This window comes from Cryobacterium breve (genome assembly GCF_004402375.1).
In the GTDB taxonomy this organism is placed as follows: Bacteria; Actinomycetota; Actinomycetes; order Actinomycetales; family Microbacteriaceae; genus Cryobacterium; species Cryobacterium breve.
In genome coordinates, this window is record NZ_SOGJ01000023.1 from 424,399 (window position 1) to 444,531 (window position 20,133).

A 20,133-nucleotide genomic window follows, 5' to 3' on the forward strand; every position below is an offset into this window, starting at 1 on the left:
TCTACTTCTTCTTCGGGGGCTCGTCGCCGGACAGTGCTGCGATGAACGCTTCCTGGGGCACCTCGACCCGGCCGACCATTTTCATGCGTTTCTTGCCTTCTTTCTGCTTCTCCAGCAGTTTGCGCTTGCGGGAGATGTCGCCACCGTAGCACTTGGCCAGAACATCCTTTCGGATGGCGCTGATCGACTCCCGCGCGATGATGCGCGCGCCGATCGCGGCCTGGATGGGAACGTCGAACTGCTGGCGCGGAATGAGCTTCCGCAGCCGCCCGGTCATCAGGACGCCGTAGTCATAGGCCTTGTCGCGGTGCACGATCGCGCTGAACGCATCGACCTGTTCGCCCTGCAACAGGATGTCGACCTTGACCAGGTCGGCCTCCTGAGAGCCGATGGGCTCGTAGTCGAGCGAGCCGTAGCCGGCCGTGCGACTCTTGAGGTTGTCGAAGAAGTCGAACACAATCTCGCCGAGCGGCATCGTGTAGCGGATCTCGACCCGGTCTTCACCGAGGTAGTCCATGCCGAGCAGGGTTCCACGACGGCTCTGGCAGAGTTCCATGATCACACCGACATAGTCCTTCGGCGCGAGGATGGCGGCCTTCACGATGGGTTCCTCGACCTTGGCGATCTTGCCGTTCGGGAACTCGCTCGGGTTGGTGACCGTAACGGTCTTCTTGTCGTCGGTGGTGACCTCGTAGATCACACTGGGCGCGGTGGTGATCAGGTCGAGGCCGAACTCACGGTCGAGGCGTTCGGTGATGATCTCGAGGTGCAGCAGGCCGAGGAACCCACATCGGAAACCGAATCCGAGGGCGACGGATGTCTCGGGCTCGTAGACGAGGGAGGCGTCGGAGAGCTTGAGCTTGTCAAGGGCCTCGCGCAGGGCCGGGTAGTCGCTGCCGTCGATCGGGTAGAGGCCTGAGAAGACCATGGGCTTGGGCTCGGTGTAACCGGGCAGGGCGACGGTCGCGGGGCGGAGCGCCGTGGTGACGGTGTCGCCGACCTTGGACTGGCGCACATCCTTCACACCCGTGATCAGGTAGCCGACCTCGCCGACGCCGAGGCCCTTGCTGGGCGTGGGCTCAGGAGACGTGACGCCGATCTCGAGGATCTCGTGCGTGGCCCGGGTCGACATCATCTGGATCTTCTCCCGCGGGCCCAGCTTGCCGTCGATCATGCGCACGTAGGTGACGACGCCGCGGTAGCTGTCGTAGACCGAGTCGAAGATCATCGCGCGGGCCGGGGCGGCCGGGTCGCCCACCGGGGCCGGGATGAGGCGGGTGGCCCGGTCCAGGAGTTCGGCGACGCCGACGCCGGTCTTACCGGAGACCCGGAGCACGTCGTCGGGGCTGCCGCCGATCAGGCTGGCAAGCTCCTTCGCGTACTTGTCGGGGTCGGCGGCAGGCAGGTCGATCTTGTTCAGCACCGGGATGATGGTGAGGTCGTTCTCCAGCGCCAGGTAGAGGTTGGCGAGGGTCTGCGCCTCGATGCCCTGGGCGGCGTCGACGAGGAGGATGGCTCCCTCGCACGCAGCCAGGCTGCGGGACACCTCGTAGGTGAAGTCCACATGTCCGGGGGTGTCGATCATGTTCAGGGCGTAGGTCTGACCGTCCAGTTCCCACGGCATGCGCACGGCCTGGCTCTTGATCGTGATGCCGCGCTCGCGCTCGATGTCCATCCGGTCGAGGTACTGCGCGCGCATCGAACGGTCGTCGACGACGCCGGTGATCTGCAGCATCCGGTCGGCCAGTGTGGACTTACCGTGGTCGATGTGGGCAATGATGCAGAAGTTGCGGATGAACTCGGGCGGGGTGGCGGCCGGTTCAAGCGACGTGAGGGGTCTCGGTGACATGGTCTGGCAATTCTCCCATAGCTGACTGCGTCCCGGTTTCGCCGCGGTTGCTCATCGTTTCAAGCCCGCGCTCGGGAACGCGCGGTGCCTCGCGGCGGCTGCCGAGGCCCGCCGCCCTGAATCTGCCGGCCGAGGGAATGCCGGCAACGCTGGACCCGTTGCCTGAGGGCCTGATCAGCTCCCGGCATGCGCAGGTGCTCTCGACCGGGTCTCCCATCGCGGGTCCTCCCCGGTTCTGAGCGAGGTCCACAGCGCCCTCGTCGCCCTGGAGATCCTGGCACCCACGTTCGGCTGAGCATCCCGGGGTTCGCGATCACCGTGGCCTTCGGCTACCCAATGGTGTTGGTGGGCCGCTGGTGGCTATCATCGGCATCGCCGGCACTCTATAGGGCCGTCGCGCTTTGGGGCCGTCGCTCGCAGAGGAGGAAGGCATGACACTCGTAGTCCCGGTTCTCTTCGTGCATGGGATCCGAACGTCGGGCACCATGTGGCGGCGACAGCTTGCCAGGCTGGGCGAGTACGAACACCCGGCACTCGCGATCGATCTGCCGGGGCACGGCTCGCGCATGAACGAACCCTTTACCGTGGCGGGAGCCCTGGCTGCCATCGATGAGGGCGTCCAGGCCCTCGGGGGGCAGGTTCTGCTGGTCGGGCTCTCCCTCGGCGGTTACTACGCCATCGAGTACGCCGCCCGACACCCGCAGAAGGTGGCCGGGCTGGTCGCCGCCGGGAGCTGTGCGCAACCGACCGGCTGGCCGCTCAACGCCTACCGGCGCCTGGCTCGGCTGATCCGCCGATTACCTGACCACGGATTGTGGCTCCACACCACACTCGTGCGGATACTCCTGACGTCCGAGGGGGCCGCCGACACGCTGGCCGACGGCGTTCCCCTGCATGTGATGGATGCCGCCCTCGGCGCCACCGGCACCCTGCGCCCGCTCGACAGCCTGGCTCGCTATCCGGGCCCTGTGTGGCTGGTCAACGGCAGATTCGATCAATTCCGGCTGCATGAGCGGCGCTTTCTGGGCGCCTGCCGCAACGGCCACCTCGTGGTTGTCCCCCGGGCATCGCACCTGGTCAGCCTGGCCCAGCCGGAGCGGTTTGCCGAGGTGCTGAAGGGCATCCTGGATCACGTCACCGCTGAACGGACCGGTTCGATTGTCGACCTGGGCGATTAACTGGTATCGTTTCCTGTTGGCTTGCGTGTTGGGTCCCACCCCACACGATTATTGTCGCACGGCGCCCTCTACCGCCAAGCGGCCCATCCGAACAAGAACCTAACGAAAGCGTATAAACGTGGCAAATATCAAGTCGCAGATCAAGCGTATCGGCACCAACAAGAAGGCCCAGGAGCGCAACAAGTCCGTCAAGAGCGAGTTCAAGCGCGCTGTGCGTGCGACCCGCCTTGCGATCGCCTCGGGCGACAAGGACAAGGCTGTTGCCAGCCTCGCCGTTGCTTCGAAGAAGCTCGACAAGGCCGTCAGCAAGGGCGTCATCCACCAGAACCAGGCCGCGAACAAGAAGTCCGCGATCGCCAAGTCGGTCAACGCTCTCGTCTAGTCCCCGCCTGACCTGGCGCAGGACCGCTCATCGGCCCTGACCCGCGTACGCGCGCAAGCCCCCTCCGTTTCGGTGGGGGCTTTCGTGTACCCGGGCCTTCTTGACAGGGCGTTCTCGACCGAGCGTTCTTGACCGGGTCGTGTCGAACGCGCTGTGCTCCCCGGGCCTAGGCTCGAATTGTTGGGGGACACGACATGAATTCATCACAGAAGACCCAGGTTCGACGCGCCGGATCGACCCGCAGGGCGGCCCTGGCGGCCATTGCCTGTGTTCCACTGGCCACGCTGATCGTGTCGTGCGCTCCCAATCCGGCCACGCCTTCGGTGCGACCGATGACGGTTGACTCCGTTTTCACGGACTTCGCCGAGTCGATCAGGGGCGTCGTGGACACGCGCACTCGCGCCCGGAACTCGGGCCCGCTGGGACCCGGAACAATCGTCGTGTTCGATGTGATCGTGAAGGAAGACTCGACCGCCCAGGAGATGGATGCCACCGCCCGGCAGCTCACGCAGTGGGTGCGGGTGAACGTGCAGGAGGATCAGGAAATCACGGTGCACGTGACGCTTTTCGCCTCCGGGAATGCGGTGAGCCTGTCAACGGATGACGGTGCGAACTGGGCTCGGATTCTGGTGGTTGACGAGGCGGTTCGGAGCGACGCCGTCTTGCACGCATGGCTGCGTGCCCCGTGGCTCGGTGATCCCCGCAGTGCCGACGACGACGGCAGGCACCTCGAGCTGGTGACGACGCTGAGCCCGGGTTCGCTTCCCTCGGCCGCGATCGCTGCCGGTGTGGAGGCCTACACCACGCAGTTCCCGCCAAGGCTGGCACGCGCCACGGTGATCGATTCCTCTATGGACGGCTATTCGAGCGGGTATGAAACTGACGATCGCTCGATATCCGTTTCCATCGACGCGTTGCCGCCCCTCGAAACGCTCTCCTGCGTGGACGACGTCGACAGGGATCCAGGAGTTCGGGGCTACTCCCTCCCGCTCCTCTCGCTCACGGGGGAACTCGGGCGATCGGCCATCGAGCTGCAGCCCACCATCTCGGCAGAGTCCGAAGCCAGACTGGTCTCCCTGCCGTGCCTGGCGAACGCGATGTTCAGCGTCGACGGCGATTAGTCGAAGCGGCCGCGGCCCTGTCCGAGGTTTTCCAGGACAACCCGGCTTCGCTGCGTGTATCGCCAAGGCTTGGGTGTACGCACGAAGACGTTTCCAGAGCGGTACTTCGCTGGCCGAGCCACCGGCTTAGACCGCAGGAACGAGTCGCCGGCAGCGAGTGGGGTCGCGCCACCGCCGGACTCGAGCGCCGCTACTGCGTGATCGAACTCCATCCGCGAACGCAGGCCCCACACCGGAACAGCTGACCGATGCCGTACCGGCCCGGCCCGGCCGGGTCGGGTCAGCTCTCGCCGCGACGGGCGATCACGCCGATGAGCCGCTCGAGCGCGAACACGGGGTCGCGCTGGGCACCCTTCACTGCGGCATCCGTCTCGGCCAGCGCCACGACACAGCGTGCCAGACCCTCGTCGGACCAGTTACGCAGATCACGCTGGGCACGCTCGACCTGCCACGGGGCAAGCCCGAACTGGGACGCCAGTTGGGCCGAGCCGCCGCGCACACCGCACAGCTTGGCCATGGTGCGAATTTTCATGGCGAACGCCGCCACCACCGGAACCGGGTCGGCGCCGGAGGACAGCGCATGACGCAGGATGACGAGCGCCTCGCCCTGATGCCCGGCGATCGCCGCGTCGGCGACCTTGAATGCGTTCGCTTCGACCCGACCACCGTAGTATCGGTCCACGGTAGTCTCGGTCACCTCGGCGCCGACGTCGGCGATGAGCTGCTGGCACGCGGCGGAGAGTTCGGCCAGGTCGCCGGAGAACGCGGCGACCAGGGACCGCAGCGCACTGGGTGTGACCCTCTTGCCGGCCGTCTTGAATTCGGCGGATGCGAAGTCGTGCCGATCGGTGTCTTTCTTCAGCTCGGCACAGACGACCTCCACGGCACCGCCAACGCCGGAGCGGATGGCGTCGAGCAGCTTCTTGCCACGCACCCCACCACCGTGCCGGAGCACCACGTAGGTGTCCTCGGCCGGGTTCTGCAAATAGTCCAGGACTTCCGTGAGAAAGGTGTCACTGCACTTCTCCACCGAGCTGACGCGGATCAGACGCGGCTCGCCGAAGAGGGACGGGCTGGCCATAGTGAGCAACTCACCTGGCGCATAGCTGTCCGCCTGCACATCGCTGATCTCCAGGCTGGGATCTTCGAGCTTGAGGAAGTCCCGCAACTGCCGGATGGCACGCTCGGCAAGGAAGACCTCAGTTCCGGACACCAGGACGATCGGTGCCGGACGCACCTGGTGCCAGGCCAACTGCGGGATCGCGACCGCTTTCGAGGCGCCGCGAGGTGCGGGCCGGCCGGATGAGGCGGTTCGTGCTGCCACGCGGAAGTCCTTCGGTCAGGTCAGGTCAGGTCGGAATCCGTTAAGACTAACCGGGGCCGGTGACTGGCTTGTCCTCCTCTCCTCCGTCGATCCTCTCGGTCCAGACCGTCAGCGCCCCGCCACCCTCCGGCGCGGGCGCGACCACCAGCATCCCCTGCCTGTCTGTGCGCATGGCCACCGTTCCTGCCGACGCGAGGATGGCGAGGATCTCGTCGGTGGGATGCCCGTAGCCGTTGTCACGTCCGACCGAGATCAGCCCCACCGTGGCCCCCAGTTCGGCGTAGAGCTCTGGGCTCTGGTCGCCGGAACCGTGATGGGCGACCTTGACGACATCCACCACACCCGGACTTGACACCCGGCGGAGAGAAGACTGGGACTCCGCGCCGAGGTCGCCCAAGAACAGGGAACGGATGCCCTGCCCATCGAATCCGATCGTCACGCTCCCGTCGTTGCCGGTTTGCATCGACGGTGCCCCGCGAACCGGCCAAAGGACCTCCCAGCGCAAGCCACCGAGGGTGCCGGTGTCCCCGCGGGCGGCCTCTCGGATCTCGGCTCCACCCGCGACAAGGGCGTCGTGCAGGCGTTCATCGTCGTCGTTCTCCGGGATCCCGACCAGCGCCATGTCGACCCGACCGATCACCGCCGCGGCCCCACCGATGTGGTCCAGGTCGTAGTGGGTGAGAACGAGCAGGTCGATCCGCTCGATGCCGAGGCTATCGAGGCACTCCGTGAGAAGGGCCGGGTCAGGACCCACGTCCACGAGGGCGTAGCGGTCGTGGTCGCGCACGATGACCGCATCGCCTTGGCCGATGTCACAGGCCGCGATCTGCCAGTCAGCCGGGAATACGACGGCGCGGCCCACGCCCGCCCCGAGCAGGCTGCCCGCGTAGCTGCCGGTGGCCAGCACCAGAACCCCGATCGCGGCGATCGGCCAGAGCGTTCGACCGTGGTTGCCGCCGTGCGTGCGGGCATCCGTGCGCCGTCGAAGCACGAGGGCAACGACTGCAACGGTGAGCAGCGCCGTAACGAGCACTCCGAGCACCCCACCCAGCCAGGGCAGCCGGCTGCCGGGCAATTCCGCGGTCATGCGGGCGATCGCGGCGATCCACGCGGCGGGCAGCCAGGCCAGGTGGAGCACTCCCCCGGCAACGCCGGGCAGCCAGGGCAACAGCAAACAGGCGATCAGACCGATGACGGTCGCGGCCGGAGCTGCGGGACCGGCCAGGAGGTTCGCGGGCACCCCGTAGAGCGGAAGGGTAGGACTGAGAAGCACGAGCACCGGCTGACAGGCCAGTTGCGCCGCCAGCGGGATAGCGATCACCGCGGCGAGCCAGATGGGCAGCAAGCGGCTCAGCATCCGGGTCAGGGGCGCGGCCAGCACGAGCAGGCCCGCCGTGGCCAGCACCGAGAGGGCGAACCCGTAGCTACGGGCCAGCCACGGATCCGCCGCCAGCAACAGGATCACGACGAGGGCGAGCAGCGGCAGGCCGCGGCCCGGCCGGCCCGACGCGATTCCGAGCAGCAGGATGGTGGCCATCAGGGCGGCGCGCAACACGCTGGGTTCGGGTGTGACGAGCACGACGAACCCGAGCAGGGTCGCCAGTGACAGACCGATCCGGATGCCCCGGGACAGTCCCAGAAACCCGGTCAGCAGCATGACCCCCGCAATCACGACCGCACAATTCGCACCGGAGACCGCCGTAAGGTGACTGAGCGAACTCGTCTTCATCGCCGTGTCAAGGTCCGCCCCCACGGCACTCGTGTCACCGATGGCCAGGCCGGGCAGCAGATCGCCGCCGTCACCCGGCAGCGCCGTGGCGGCGGCGGTGAAGCGGGAACGAAGCTCACCGGCCCAGCCGAGCCACCAGGGTGGTGGCGCGATCGTCTCCGGCGGGCCCCTGCCGAACACCAGCGCGGATGCCGCATCCCCGGCCGCCGTCAGCCGGAGGGTGGCATCCAGCCGGACGACGCCGCCGATGTGCAGTGCCGAGGCCTCGTCGCTCGCGGTCTCCGCGAACACAACGACCGGAACCGATAGCCTGTGCGCCGCGTCCTGCCTCTCGGACCCGCCTGGCTCGATCCCCGTCAGGGTGCCACGAAAGCGCACCCGCATTGACTCTCCGGAGCGAAAACCTGCCGTTCCGAAGGGTGCGGATGCACCGAACGACTGCGTCTGCACCGGGATGGACGCCACGGTGAGAATCACAGTCAGTGACTCCTGCCTGGCGGCGCTATCGCGCACGGTCGCCGGCAAGCGGTTGGCCGCCGCAACCGTGACAGCCGACGCCACGAGCGCGGCGGCCGCGCAACAGACCAGGGCCATTCCCCAGACCTGCGACCGGCCGACGAGGCGCGGCCACCTGGTATCGCCGCCCTGTCGCGAAACTCGTCTCCTCCGATATCCGTTCCGTCGCCAGGCCGCCAGGGCCAGGCACACCGCTCCGGTCCACAGCGCGGCCTGGCTGCCGGGCGCCCACTCCGGGAACGCGATGAGCAGCCAGGCCGCCAGCCACGCGAACACCGCCGGCAGGACCAGGCGCAGGTCGATCCTGTTCGTGGGCTCCATGCGTGAAGGCTAGGTGCGCAGGCGGAGTGCGCATTCCGGTTCCCCTGTTCTGTGCCCGCGTCAGGAATGTGTCAGCTTGTGGAGGCGGAGTGACCCAGCCGGGAGGCATCGGAGGCAGTTCTCGTCTTCGCCGGAGGCACCCCGGCCGTGGCGGACCGACCGATCGTGCGATCCGCGCGTGTTCGCGACGACATCGACCTTGTCGCGGCTCTCCTCACCGAGAAGGGTCGGCTGCGGGGCGACGACAGAATGCACGCGCCGGGACGATACATCAGAGCCTCCGGCGTAGGGCTGCTTCCAGGTCCACGACGTGATCGCCGCGTCGATCATCGCATCGCAGATGTCTTCCGGAGTCGCGAACGAGACCGCGAAGAAGCGGATGTCCTCATCGGGCGCCCGGTAGACCTCCGCGCCGGTAGCGAACGCCGAGATTTCGACGATGGAAGCCGTGATCGCCAGGCCGGTGCCCGTGGGCTTCCGTCTGGAGGGCCAGGGCACGCATGGTGGCCTGGGGCGCCTGGCCGCGACCGTGCGCACTCTCCCCAGCCCCTACGGTCACAGACACCCGGTCGGTTGCGGGCTCTGCAGTCGCCCGGCCCCCGAGTGCACGCTCACACCGTGACCAGCGTACTGAGACCCTCGAAGGTCTTCTCACCGATACCGGTGACATTGCGGAGGTCGTCGACGACGGCGAACGGGCCGTTGGCCTCGCGATAGTCGAGGATGCGCTGCGCCATGGCCGGACCGATGCGCGGCAAGGTGTCGAGATCGGCCAGGGTGGCAGTGTTGAGGTTGATTAGGACCGCCACACCGCCGGCGGCGCCGGTCCCGGCGGCACCGCCGGCGGCACCGCTCCCGGTCGGCGGCCCCGGCAACACCTCGCCCACTTGAGGCAAGTACAGCTGTTCACCGTCGGTGAGCTTGCGGGCCAGGTTCGCACCCGACGGATCGGCCGTCTCGGTCAGCCCGCCGGCAGCTGCCACGGCGTCCATCACCCGGGCGCCGGAGGAGAGCTCGAAGAGTCCCGGGCGCCGCACGGCCCCCAGCACATGTACGAAGATGATCGACCCGGAGTGCGGTGCCGCCGACGAGTCGGAGCCGATGTCGGCGTTGACCTCCTGTCTGCCTGACTGGCCGCCCACCGAGTCCGACGGTGCCACGACCTGGTGCCCGGCCTGCTGTCCGACGGCTGACAGGACGACGGCCGTGGCCAGCGAGAGGATCAACAGCAATACGGCAGCGCCCACTCCGATGCGCACGCGCACCGGAGCGCGCCCCTGTGCGCTCGGGGCCAGGCGCTCGAGGGCCGCGACAACCGGGTCAGGCTCCATCCGGACAGGCTAGGCCGGTGGGCATCCGTCGCCAGGTGGGCGTGCAAGCCCCGTGGACGGCACCGGATGGCACCGCTCTGGGGAGGGGAGGCTAGCCGGCGCTCGTGACGATGCTCACCAGTTTCGGCGCGCGCACGATGAGGTTCACGATCTCGCGGTCTCCGATCCGGCGGATGACCTCGGCCGACGTGCGCGCGAGGCGCTCCAGGTCCTCGCCGGAGATCTTAGGCGACACCTCGAGGCGGGCCCGCACCTTGCCGTCGACCTGCACGACGGCGGTGACCGACTCCTCCACGAGCAGGGTCCGGTCGGCTTTCCGCCACTGCACGAGGGCGACACAGGGCTCGTAGCCGAGGTGTTGCCACATGTCCTCGGCCGCGTACGGCGCAAACAAGTTCAGCGCAATGGCGGTGACCTCCGCGGCCTCGCGCACCGCGGCATCCGCGGCACCGGCGCCCGTGTCGATCACCTTGCGGGTGGCGTTGACGAGCTCCATCAGGCGCGCGACGACGACGTTGAACTTGAACGACTCGACGAGGCCGGGCGCATCGGCCAGGAACCGGTGCGTGACCCGGCGGAGGGCAGGGTCGCCGGTCTTCCACTCGCCGCCGGGAGCGCTCGTGACATCGCGGGCGACGCGCCACGCGCGGGCCAGGAACTTGGCTGAGCCGACCGGAGATACGTCGGCCCAGTCGATGTCGTCTTCCGGCGGGCCGGCGAACGCCATGGTGAGTCGCACGGCGTCGACACCGAACTGGTCGACCTCCTCGGTGAAATAGACCAGATTGCCCTTACTCTTGGACATCTTGGCGCCGTCGAGGATGACCATGCCCTGGTTCAGCAGCGCCGTGAACGGCTCGGTGAAGCTGACGTAGCCGAGGTCGAAGAGCACCTTGGTCATGAAACGCGCGTAGAGCAGGTGCAGGATGGCGTGTTCGACGCCTCCGACGTATTGGTCGACGGGCGCCCACTTGTCGGCTTCCCTCGGGTCGAACGCCTTCGTGTCATCCGTGGGGTTCAGGAAGCGCAGGAAGTACCAGGAGCTGTCCACGAAGGTGTCCATGGTGTCCGCGTCCCGACGGGCCGGGGTGCCGTCGATCGGGTTGGGGACGTTGACCCAATCGGTCGCGCCGCCCAGCGGTGACGTTCCCTTGGGCTTGAGGTCGAGGCCGTCGGTAGGCGGCAGCAGCACGGGCAGCTGGTCTTCCGGCACGGGGATCTCGGCGCCGTCCTGACCGTGGATGATCGGGATCGGCGTGCCCCAATAGCGCTGGCGGGAGATCAGCCAGTCGCGCAGGCGGTAATTCTTGGCCGCCCGCCCGGTGCCGGCGGCGGCCAACTGCTCGATCATGCGCTTGACGGCGGTGTTCTTGCTGAGGCCGTTGAGCGCGCCCGAGTTGATCAGGCGTCCCTCCCCGGTGAGCGCGACGCCCGTTCGGGCCGGATCGAGCGTTGGGACCACTTCCGTGCCGTCGATCATTTCGTGCGTGATCACGGGGATCATGCCGGTGACCGTCGCGGTCGTGTCGACGACCACGATCACGGGAAGGTCGAAGCGGCGGGCGAAGTCGAGGTCGCGCTGGTCGTGCGCCGGCACTGCCATCACCGCGCCGTGGCCATAGTCCGCAAGCACGTAGTCCGCCGCCCAGATTGGCAGGCGTTCGCCGTTGGCCGGGTTGATCGCGTAGCGCTCGAGGAAGACGCCGGTCTTCTCCCGGTCGGTGGCCTGGCGTTCGATCTCAGTGCTGTTCTGAACCTTCACCAGGTAGTCCTGGAACCGTTCCTTGACGGCGGGCGAGGCATCCGCGACCAGCTCGGCGGCAAGGTCCGCATCGGGGGCGACGACCATGAAGGTCGCGCCGTAGAGCGTGTCGGGGCGGGTCGTGAAGACGCTGATGCGCTCCTCACGACCCTCGATCGCGAAGTCGACATCAGCGCCGATGGAGCGGCCGATCCAGTTGCGCTGCATGTTCAGCACCTTGGCCGGCCAGGTACCCTCGAGCTGGTTGAGGTCGTCGAGCAGACGGTCGGCGTAGTCGGTGATCTTGAAGTACCACTGGGTCAGCTTCTTCTTGACCACCACGGCACCGCTGCGCTCGGACGTTCCGTCGGAGAGCACCTGCTCGTTGGCGAGCACAGTCTGGTCTACCGGGTCCCAGTTGACCCAGCTGTCCTTGCGGTAGGCGAGCCCCTTCTTGTACAACTGCAGGAACAGCCACTGATTCCACTTGTAGTATTCAGGGTCGCTGGTGTGCAGTTCGCGTGACCAGTCGAACGACGCCGCGTATAGCTTCATGCTCTTCTTCTGCTGCGCGATGTTGTCGTAGGTCCAGCCGCGAGGGTCGATTCCGCGTTTGATCGCGGCGTTCTCCGCGGGCAGCCCGAAGGAGTCCCAGCCGATGGGGTGTAAAACGTTGAAGCCCTGCTGGCGCCAGTAACGGGCCACGATGTCGCCCAGGGCATAGACCTCGGCATGGCCCATGTGGAGGTCGCCGGAGGGGTACGGGAACATGTCGAGCACGTACTTGCGGGGCCGGGTATCGCCAGGATCGTTGGTGCGGAAGGGCTCGAGCTCTTCCCAGATCGGCTGCCACTTGGCCTGGATGGCGGCGAAATCGTAGACTTCTTCGTCGCTGTCCTGGCCGGTGCGGGTGTGCTCGTACTCGTGTGCCACGTGACTCTCTTCGTTGCAGTGGGGATTGCGCCAGCAGGCACAGGGCCGCGCGGAGGCGGCGTCCAAGGTCCTAGGTTACTAAACCTGGCCCTGGCTCGTTGCGGCACCGGCCGGGTGAACGCCGAGCACGGCCAGGAGTGCCTCCGCTTTGAGCCGGGTTTCCTCGATCTCCTCGAGCGGGTCGGACAGAGCCGTGATGCCGCCGCCCGTGCCGATGGACGCACCGTCCGGGCCGAGCACGATGCTACGGATGACCATGGCCAGGTCGACGGCGCCGTCCCGCCCGAAATAGCCGAAGGCACCGGCGTAGAGACCGCGCGGACCGCCCTCGAGCGCATCGAGGATGGACAGGGCACTGATCTTGGGAGCCCCAGTCATGGACCCCGCCGGGAACGAGGACGCAACGGCATCCACCCCGGTCAGCCCCTCGGCCAGGCGCGCCTCGACGGTGCTGACCAGCTGGTGCACATGCGCATAGCTCTCCACCGCAAGCAGGTTCGTGACCTGAACGCTGCCGAGTTCGGCGATCCGGCCCAGGTCGTTGCGCATGAGGTCCACGATCATCAGGTTCTCGGCGCGCTCCTTCTCACTGCCCTCGAGCTCGTCCCGCAGCGCGCGGTCGCGCACCGCACCGGCGGACCGCGCCCGGGTGCCTTTGATCGGCTTGGTGGTGACCCGGCCGTGCGGGGTCACCGCCAAGAACTGTTCGGGTGAGGCGCTGAGCAGGGCCGTGTCACCGAAGCGCAGGAGTCCGCCGTGGTGGCTGGGGCTGCCGGCTCGGAGTTGCAGGTAGGCGTCGACCGGGTGCGGCCGCACGTCGACCAAGATCTCGTTGGTGAGGCAGAGCTGGTAGGCGTCACCGGCCCGGATGAAGTCCTGGCAGACGTCGATCAGCGCGGCGTAGCGGTGCGCGTCGTGCCGCCACCGAGCCGCGCCGACACCGGCGTCGAGGTCGGCAGCAGCGACGGCAGCAGCGACGGCAGCAGGGACAGCAGCAGCCACGGCAGCCGGGACAGCAGCAGGGCTAAGCACGGATGCCGCGGGCGGCGGCTCAGACGCGGCGAGAGACTGCAGCACGGTGTCGACCCACACCTGCGGGGCATCCGTCGGGTCGCCGGGAGCGCGGCGGGCGAGCGCGATCACCGTGCGCGCCGCGTGATCGAACACGAGAACCCGGTGCACTTCCAGCAAGGCGGCATCCGGATAACGCGAGTCGTGCACGGGTGTGCCGAGGGTCTGGGCGCCGAGTTCGTAGCCGAGCCAGCCCACCCAGCCCAGCCGGAAACCGCCGGCATCGGGGGTGGTGCCGGTGCTGGAGTCGCCGACGGAATCGGCGGCGGAGCCGGCCAGGTCCGCGCGAAGGAACTCGAAGACCGTACCGGGCGAAGTCTGGCCCGGCACCGGCGGGGTGCCGGCGACCGAGACCGTGATGGTCCCCGCCGGAACCGAGGCGGTCACGAACCGGGACCCGGGCGACGAGGCCCCGAGGTAACTGTGGCCGGTTTCGGCGCCGTCCCCCGCATCCAGCCAGAACGCGTACGGGCTGTCGTGGTAGAGCGTCTCGAAGACGCGGGCCGGCTCCCGCCACTCCGGCAGGGGGATGCGTAGAATCGGCCCGATCACGCTCCCAGCCTAGGTGCCCTGGATCTCCCTGGTGTGCAGCGATCTGCCGCCCCGGACGCCACTGGCCGACCACTGTGCCGGGTCACGAACCAATTCGACGGAGATTTTTGCATGCCGGCGCTCTTTCGCATGACTATTGGCCGATGTGGGCAAAATCTCCGTCGAATTCGTTCGGGCTCACGCGATTTCGTGGCGGGACCACACTCGGGACCGCACCCGGGACCGCAGAGAGGACGCAGAGAGAGGGCCGCCCGCAGGCGGTCCCCTCTCTGTGACGTGACAGGCGCGACAGTGCTGCTACTTCACCGCGTGGCTGCCCTTGTACTGGAGATTCGTGGTGCCGGAACCACCGCCCTTGGACGTGCCGTTGACCGCGGACGTGGTCTCGCCGAACGTCATCGTCGTGTGCGCGATGGCGTCGGCCATCTGCTCCAGTACCTCCGCGTTGATGTTCGTGATGTCGTCACAGGCCGCGTGGTAGCACGCATCGTACGGTGCGCCGGCGGTGCCGCCGTAGGTGACCGCCTCAGCATCCGTCTTCACGTCTTCCGCACCGGTGAAGAGCCCACCGGCCGGAATGCCGTTCTCGATGAACCCGAAGTAGTCGGATCGACCGTCGAACTCAGTGGGTTCAACTGCCAGCCCCTGCGAGGCGAAGTAGTCCAGGAACACCTTCTCGACCTGTGCCGACCCGTTCGGCCCGGCGGTGCCGAAGGACGAGCCGTCACCGTCGTAGACGAAGCGCACGAAGTTCGGTGAGGCGACCATGTCGAAGTTCAGGTTGACGGCGTGCTCCTTGATCTGGCGTTTCGTCAACTGCGACACGTAGTACTCGGAACCGACCAGTCCCACTTCCTCACTGCCCCAGAACGCGAACCGCACCCGGTTGGTGGGAGCGTTGCCGGAGGCGGCAAGCTGGATGGCGGTTTCCAGGATGGCGGCGCTACCGCTGCCGTTGTCGTTGATCCCCGCGCCCTCGGCCACGGAGTCGAGGTGCGCTCCGGCCACGACCGTGCGGTCGGCGCGACCGGCCGAGTCGGCCAGGATGTTGAAGGATTCAGTGACGACGACCTCGGCGTCCACGGCCAGCCGCACGGACGGGGCTGGCTGTGCGGCCAAAGCCGCGCCGAGTGCGAAGGTCGTTCCGATAACCGGAACGGCAGGACGCGGGGCGTCGAGCGTGCCGTTGAGCAGACCGAGGCGGTCGTCGGTGTTGCCCTGGTTGAAGATGACCACGCCGGCAGCGCCCGCAGCGATCGCGTTGTCGGCCTTGATCCGGAAGGTGCAGGTGCCACGCTGAACCAGCGCGACATTGCCCGGCGTGAAGCCGGCGAAGTCCGCAGCCTCGCAGCCGCTGGTCGAGGCCCGGTCGCCAACCAGGTTGACATCGACCGCCTGAACCGGAGCCGTGACCGTCCCCGAGCCGGAGTAGCTCATCGTCGCGAAGTCGGTGCCGACGGCGTAGGTGGTGGGGGTGGGAGTGAGCTGCGCGAACGACTCCGCGTTCAGCACGAACTGTTCGTAGGAGTACGGCTGCCGGATCGGCGTGTACCCCGCGGCCTCGAGCTGCTCTTCGACGTATACGGCGGATGCCTCGTACCCGGGAGTGCCGGATCCTCGCGTGCCGCCGTTGGCATCCGCGATGTCCTGAAGCGCCTGTAGGTGGTCGATGATTCCGGCGGCGGTGACGGCTTCGCGCAGCGCGCCGGTGTCCGTTCCGTTGTCGGCGTGGGCAGGTAGCCCGACGCTGACGGATAGGGCCACGGCGGTGCCGATGGCTGCGAGACGAATGTTCCGATTCTGTTTCATGAGGGTCCCTCAGACTGGATCGAACGTGGGCCGGTCGGCGTTGAGCGGCCCTGCGGCGACGCTAGCGTATCCCCCGGTCGCGGGGCAAGGGCTGTCCCCAGCCTCGTCGCGGGTGCACGGCTTAGGCTGTGATGCGTGAACGACATCCTCAGCTGGATCCTTGACACTGTGTCCAGCGTTGACCCGGTTCTGCGCACCCTGCTGGCCGGACTCGGCATGCTGCTGGAGACATCCGTGCTCGTCGGCCTGGTCGTGCCGGGCGATTCAATCGTGATTGTGGCCAGCACTGCGGTGGGCAACACGGCCGAGTTCCTGGGGCTCGTCGTCGCGGTGATCGTCGGGGCCTTGATCGGCGAGAGTATCGGCTTCGCGCTCGGCCGACACTTCGGGCCGTGGATCCGGATGAGCCGCCTCGGGCGCCGACTCGGCGAACGCAACTGGGCCAGGGCCGAGATCTACCTCGCCCGGCGCGGCGGAATCGCCGTGTTCCTGTCGCGGTTCCTTCCGGTGCTGCACTCGCTGATCCCGCTGACCGTGGGTATGAGCCCGATGCCCTACCGGACCTTCATGAAGTGGACAGTGCCGGCCTGCGTGATCTGGGCGGTGGCCTACGTCTCGATCGGTTCGGCCGCCGCCGAGGGCTACCGCGAGCTCTCCGACCGGCTTCACTTCGCCGGGTACCTCTTCGTGGGCGCGATCGCAGTCTTCGTTCTGCTGGTGTTCCTGGTCAAACGGTGGCTGCACCGCCGCGAGGAGCGCCACATGGAGCAGCCTGAGCCCCCGATCGTCTGACAATTCAGCGCAGGTGGTGCCGCGCCGCTCCTCGGCGGCCGCGTTCAGCGGGCCGGGCCGGGAACGACGACCCTCGCGGTGATCAGGTCGTCCGGTACCGGCGTGTGCGAGATGAGCAGCACCGCTCGGCCGTCCTCCTGCGCCGTGACCAGGATGTCCCGCACGAGCCGGTCGCCCTGCTCCTCGTCGACGTTGGCGGTGGGTTCATCGACGATGAGCACCGGGAAGTCCGCCAGCAGGGCACGCGCCAGGGCGATTCGCTGAGCCTGGCCGCCGGAGACCAAGGCACCCCGCTCACCGACCCGGGCGTCGAGGCCGCCCCGCCGGGCGGCCCAGTCCCCCAGGCCGACCCGGTCGAGCACGGCCAGCAAATCGGGGTCGGTGGCCGTCTCCCGGGCGAAGAGCAGGTTCTGTCGGATGCTGTCGTCGAAGAGCCAGGGACGCTGCTCACACAGTCCCACCCGGCTACGTACCTCGGCCGGAGCCAGCGTGCGCGCCTCAACGCCGTCGAGCCGGTATGAGCCCGTGTAATCGAGGAAGCGCACCAGGGTCTGGGCCAGCGTGGTCTTGCCGGCGCCGCTCGGACCGGCCAGGTGCACGCGGTCCCCCGGCGCCAGGCGCAGAGTGATGCCGGTGACCGCCGGGGTGGCGGAACCGGGCCAGCTGGCGCCGACGTCGGTGAGTTCGAGCACCGGGCGGACGCCGACGCTCGTGGTGGTCGGCGCATCCGGCGGTGCATCCGTCGGCACGTTTACCGACTCCGCCGGAATCTCCGCGGGGACGCTGGTCGGCACGGCCGACGCCACCCGCGCGGCGCTGGAGCGCACCTGGCGCCAGACGCCGAGCGCGAGCGGGATCACAGCGAAAACCTCGAACACGGCCATCGGCACGAGAACCACCACGGCGAAGCCCGGACCGCTGATTCCGCCCGGCCCGGACAGGGCCGGAATCCCCACCCAGAGTGCGCCGACCGTGGCCAGTCCCGCAAACAGCGACAGCACGGCGCCCTGCACACCTACCCCCAGCGACCGTCGCAGCGAGGCGCGGCACAGCCGGTCATCGGCGGCCGCGAGGGTGGCGAGGCGGGCATCGAGGGCGCCGAACGCGCTCAGCACGTCGAGGTTCTCGACCACCTCGAGCACTTCTCCGGCGAGCGTGCCGCGCAGTGGTGCCAGCAGCCTCTCGGACCGGGCGGAAAGCACAGTGGAGGCGATCGTGGCGAGCAGTCCCCCGGCGAGCAGCGAGAGTGCGAGCGTGACGCCGGCGGCGGGCAGCACCAACCAGACACCGAGCACACTCACGCTCGCGAGGATGCCCGCCGTGGCCAGCGGCTGCACCACACGCAGCGGGAAGTCCTGCAGGTCGTCCACGTCGCGCACGAGGCGGCTGAGCAGGTCGCCGCGGCTCGTGCCCCCGAGACCGGCGGGGGCCAGCGGCAGGATGCGCGCGAACACGCCCAGGCGGAGGTGCGCCAGTTGGCGGAAAGCAGCGTCGTGGCTGGCCAACCGCTCGAGGTAGCGGAACGCGGATCGGCCGAGCGCGAACGCCCGCACTCCGACGACCGCCATCGAGAGGAACATGATCGGCGGCTGCTCGGCCGCACGCGTGATCAGCCACGCCGACGACGCCAGCAGGGCCACCGCGAAGCACGCGCTCAGCACACCCGCGGCGAGGCCGGGGGCGAAGTGGCGGGCAGACGGCTGGGCGAAGCGCAGAACGGCGCGCATCTCGGCCGAGACTGCGGCCGGCGTGCCGGCGACCGTCCTGGCCTTGGCTGTGGTGCGGAAATCAGACATGGGCCACCTCGGTCAGGGCAACAATCCGGTCGGCGGCGCTCCTCAGGGCCGGCCGGTGGCTGACCACGATCACGATCCGTCCCTCCCGCGCAAGACGTCGCAGGCCGACCACGAGAACGGTTTCCGCGGCCTCGTCGAGGGCGGAGCTGGGCTCATCCAGAACCAGCACGGCGCAGTCGTGGGTCGTCGCACGGTAGACGGCGCGGGCAGTCGCGACACGCTGGGCTTGCCCCCCTGAGAGGCCCTCGCCGGCGACGCCCAGCACGATTGCCGGGTCCAGGTCGCCGGCACCGGCGCTTTCGAGCGACCGCAGAACGGTTCCCAGGTCGACGGATGCGTCGCCGAGCGCCAGGTTGTCGGCGACGGTTCCCTGGAACAGTCCCGGTCGTTGCCCTGCCCACGCCAGCCAGGGTCGCGGTGTTCCCGGGGTCTGCGCGGCACCGTTCAGTACGATCCGCCCGTCAAACGGAACGAACCCCTGGAGGGCGGCGACCAGCGAGGACTTTCCGGCGCCGCTCGGGCCTACGACCACGGCGAGTTCGCCGGGGCGGAACTCGGCGCTGAAGTCCTGCACCGGGACATCCGTGCCCCGCCGGATCGTGACGTGCTCGAACCGGAGCACACCGTCCTCCGCCGGGCCGGACGCGCCGGCGGAGGCGGCGGCGGCGGAGGCGGCGGCGGAGGCGGCGGAGGCGGCGGCCGGAGCCGAGGACGAGGCCGCGGTCCCCGCATCGCCGTCCTCGAGCAGGGCGAACACCTCTTCTGCGGCAGCCAGGCCGTCGGCCGCGGCATGGAACTGGGCGCCGACCTGCCGCACCGGCAGGAAGGCCTCCGGGGCAAGCAGCAGCACGAACAGGCCGACACCGAGGGCGAGGCTGCCGTCGACGAGGCGCAGGCCGATCGACACGGCGACGAGGGCCACCGACAGGCTGGCCGCCAGTTCGAGCACGAAGCCGCTGAGGAAGGACACTCGCAGCACCTTCATGGTGCGGGTGCGGTAGTCCTCGGTGATGCTGTGAACGCGGGCGTACTGGCGCCGCTCCCGACCGTAGATCTTGAGCGTGCCGAGCCCGCCGACGAGGTCGAGGAACCCGGTCGACAGACGCTGCAGGGATTCCCACTGCTGTCGCTGCACGGACTGGGTGGCCTGACCGATCAGCACCATGAAAACGGGTATGAACGGCAGCACCACAATGACGGTGATGCCGCTGGGCAGGTCCTGCGAGAGCATCACCAGGATGAGCAGGGGTGTGCTGATGGCTGCCAGGAGGAGCTGCGGCAGATAGCGGGCGAAGTAATTGTCGAGGGCATCCAGCCCCTGGGTGACCAGGGTGGAGACGGCGGCACTGGCATGGCCGCTGAGCCAGTCCGGGCCTCGCTCGGCGACCCGGTCGAGCACCTGGCGGCGCAGCTGGCTCTTGACCTGGGCTGCCCCGCGGGTGGAGGCAACCTCGAGCAGCCAGACCAGCACGGCCCGCACCACGATCACGCCGGCCAGGGTGCCGATGGTGCCGGCCAGCGACGCCAGAGACGCGCCCGTGACCGCGAGGGTCACGCTCTGGCTCAGCAGCCAGGAGAACGCGATGACCGTGACGGTCTGCGCCAGTCCGAGCAGGGCCCCGACCAACAGGAACCACCGGGCGGCGGTCGCGTAGCGAAGGAGCCGAGGATCGAAGGGGCGCATTTAC

14 protein-coding genes are annotated in these 20,133 nt (G+C 68.3%); 4 read left to right on the top strand and 10 right to left on the bottom strand.

Features of this window, described 5'->3' with window-relative positions; translation table 11 throughout:
- Nucleotide 1: 1 nt before the first annotated feature.
- Nucleotides 2–1,849: a translation elongation factor 4 gene (gene lepA / locus E3O65_RS12040; protein ID WP_134363941.1), complete on the bottom strand. Its 1,848-nt coding sequence runs from the start codon at nt 1,847–1,849 to the stop codon at nt 2–4.
- 431 nt (nt 1,850–2,280) lie between these two features.
- On the opposite strand from lepA, the gene E3O65_RS12045 reads away from it, so the two are divergent.
- The 3 genes from E3O65_RS12045 (at nt 2,281) to E3O65_RS12055 (ending at nt 4,530) form a co-directional block, all read left to right on the top strand.
- On the top strand, nt 2,281–3,027 hold the full coding sequence (locus E3O65_RS12045) for an alpha/beta fold hydrolase (protein WP_134363942.1): 747 nt from the start codon (nt 2,281–2,283) through the stop codon (nt 3,025–3,027).
- 118 nt (nt 3,028–3,145) lie between these two features.
- Nucleotides 3,146–3,409: a 30S ribosomal protein S20 gene (rpsT, locus tag E3O65_RS12050; protein WP_104100003.1), complete on the top strand. Its 264-nt coding sequence runs from the start codon at nt 3,146–3,148 to the stop codon at nt 3,407–3,409.
- Nucleotides 3,410–3,603: 194 nt separating this feature from the next.
- A complete protein-coding gene (locus E3O65_RS12055; protein WP_134363943.1) occupies nt 3,604–4,530 on the top strand; it encodes a hypothetical protein in 927 nt (308 codons plus the stop codon).
- A 280-nt stretch (nt 4,531–4,810) separates the two neighbouring features.
- Here E3O65_RS12055 and holA read toward each other — a convergent pair whose 3' ends face one another.
- From holA to E3O65_RS12090, 7 genes are all read right to left on the bottom strand, one after another.
- Nucleotides 4,811–5,854, bottom strand: a complete 1,044-nt coding sequence (holA, locus tag E3O65_RS12060) for a DNA polymerase III subunit delta (protein ID WP_134363944.1) — start codon at nt 5,852–5,854, stop codon at nt 4,811–4,813.
- Nucleotides 5,855–5,900: 46 nt separating this feature from the next.
- A complete protein-coding gene (locus tag E3O65_RS12065) occupies nt 5,901–8,420 on the bottom strand; it encodes a ComEC/Rec2 family competence protein (protein WP_134363945.1) in 2,520 nt (839 codons plus the stop codon).
- Nucleotides 8,421–8,480: 60 nt separating this feature from the next.
- Nucleotides 8,481–8,918: a hypothetical protein gene (locus E3O65_RS12070; RefSeq protein WP_134363946.1), complete on the bottom strand. Its 438-nt coding sequence runs from the start codon at nt 8,916–8,918 to the stop codon at nt 8,481–8,483.
- A 113-nt stretch (nt 8,919–9,031) separates the two neighbouring features.
- Nucleotides 9,032–9,751 (bottom strand): helix-hairpin-helix domain-containing protein, encoded by a 720-nt coding sequence (locus E3O65_RS12075; RefSeq protein ID WP_134363947.1) that lies wholly within the window; start codon nt 9,749–9,751, stop codon nt 9,032–9,034.
- Nucleotides 9,752–9,842: 91 nt separating this feature from the next.
- Nucleotides 9,843–12,425 carry a leucine--tRNA ligase gene (leuS, locus tag E3O65_RS12080; RefSeq protein ID WP_134363948.1) on the bottom strand — a complete coding sequence of 861 codons (2,583 nt, stop codon included), beginning with the start codon at nt 12,423–12,425 and terminating at the stop codon, nt 9,843–9,845.
- Nucleotides 12,426–12,503: 78 nt separating this feature from the next.
- Nucleotides 12,504–14,048, bottom strand: coding sequence for an anthranilate synthase component I family protein (locus E3O65_RS12085; protein ID WP_134363949.1), 1,545 nt, complete (start codon nt 14,046–14,048; stop codon nt 12,504–12,506).
- A gap of 297 nt (nt 14,049–14,345) precedes the next feature.
- Nucleotides 14,346–15,857, bottom strand: coding sequence for a M20/M25/M40 family metallo-hydrolase (locus E3O65_RS12090; protein ID WP_134363950.1), 1,512 nt, complete (start codon nt 15,855–15,857; stop codon nt 14,346–14,348).
- A gap of 135 nt (nt 15,858–15,992) precedes the next feature.
- On the opposite strand from E3O65_RS12090, the gene E3O65_RS12095 reads away from it, so the two are divergent.
- Nucleotides 15,993–16,649 (top strand): DedA family protein, encoded by a 657-nt coding sequence (locus E3O65_RS12095; protein ID WP_134363951.1) that lies wholly within the window; start codon nt 15,993–15,995, stop codon nt 16,647–16,649.
- Nucleotides 16,650–16,693: 44 nt separating this feature from the next.
- Here the strand turns inward: E3O65_RS12095 and cydC are convergent, their stop codons facing one another.
- Complete coding sequence (gene cydC / locus E3O65_RS12100; RefSeq protein WP_422386420.1) at nt 16,694–18,445, bottom strand: thiol reductant ABC exporter subunit CydC; 1,752 nt, start codon at nt 18,443–18,445, stop codon at nt 16,694–16,696.
- On the bottom strand, nt 18,438–20,129 hold the full coding sequence (gene cydD, locus E3O65_RS12105) for a thiol reductant ABC exporter subunit CydD (RefSeq protein WP_134363952.1): 1,692 nt from the start codon (nt 20,127–20,129) through the stop codon (nt 18,438–18,440). Before cydD ends, cydC begins: the two co-directional genes overlap by 8 nt.
- Nucleotides 20,130–20,133: the final 4 nt, after the last annotated feature.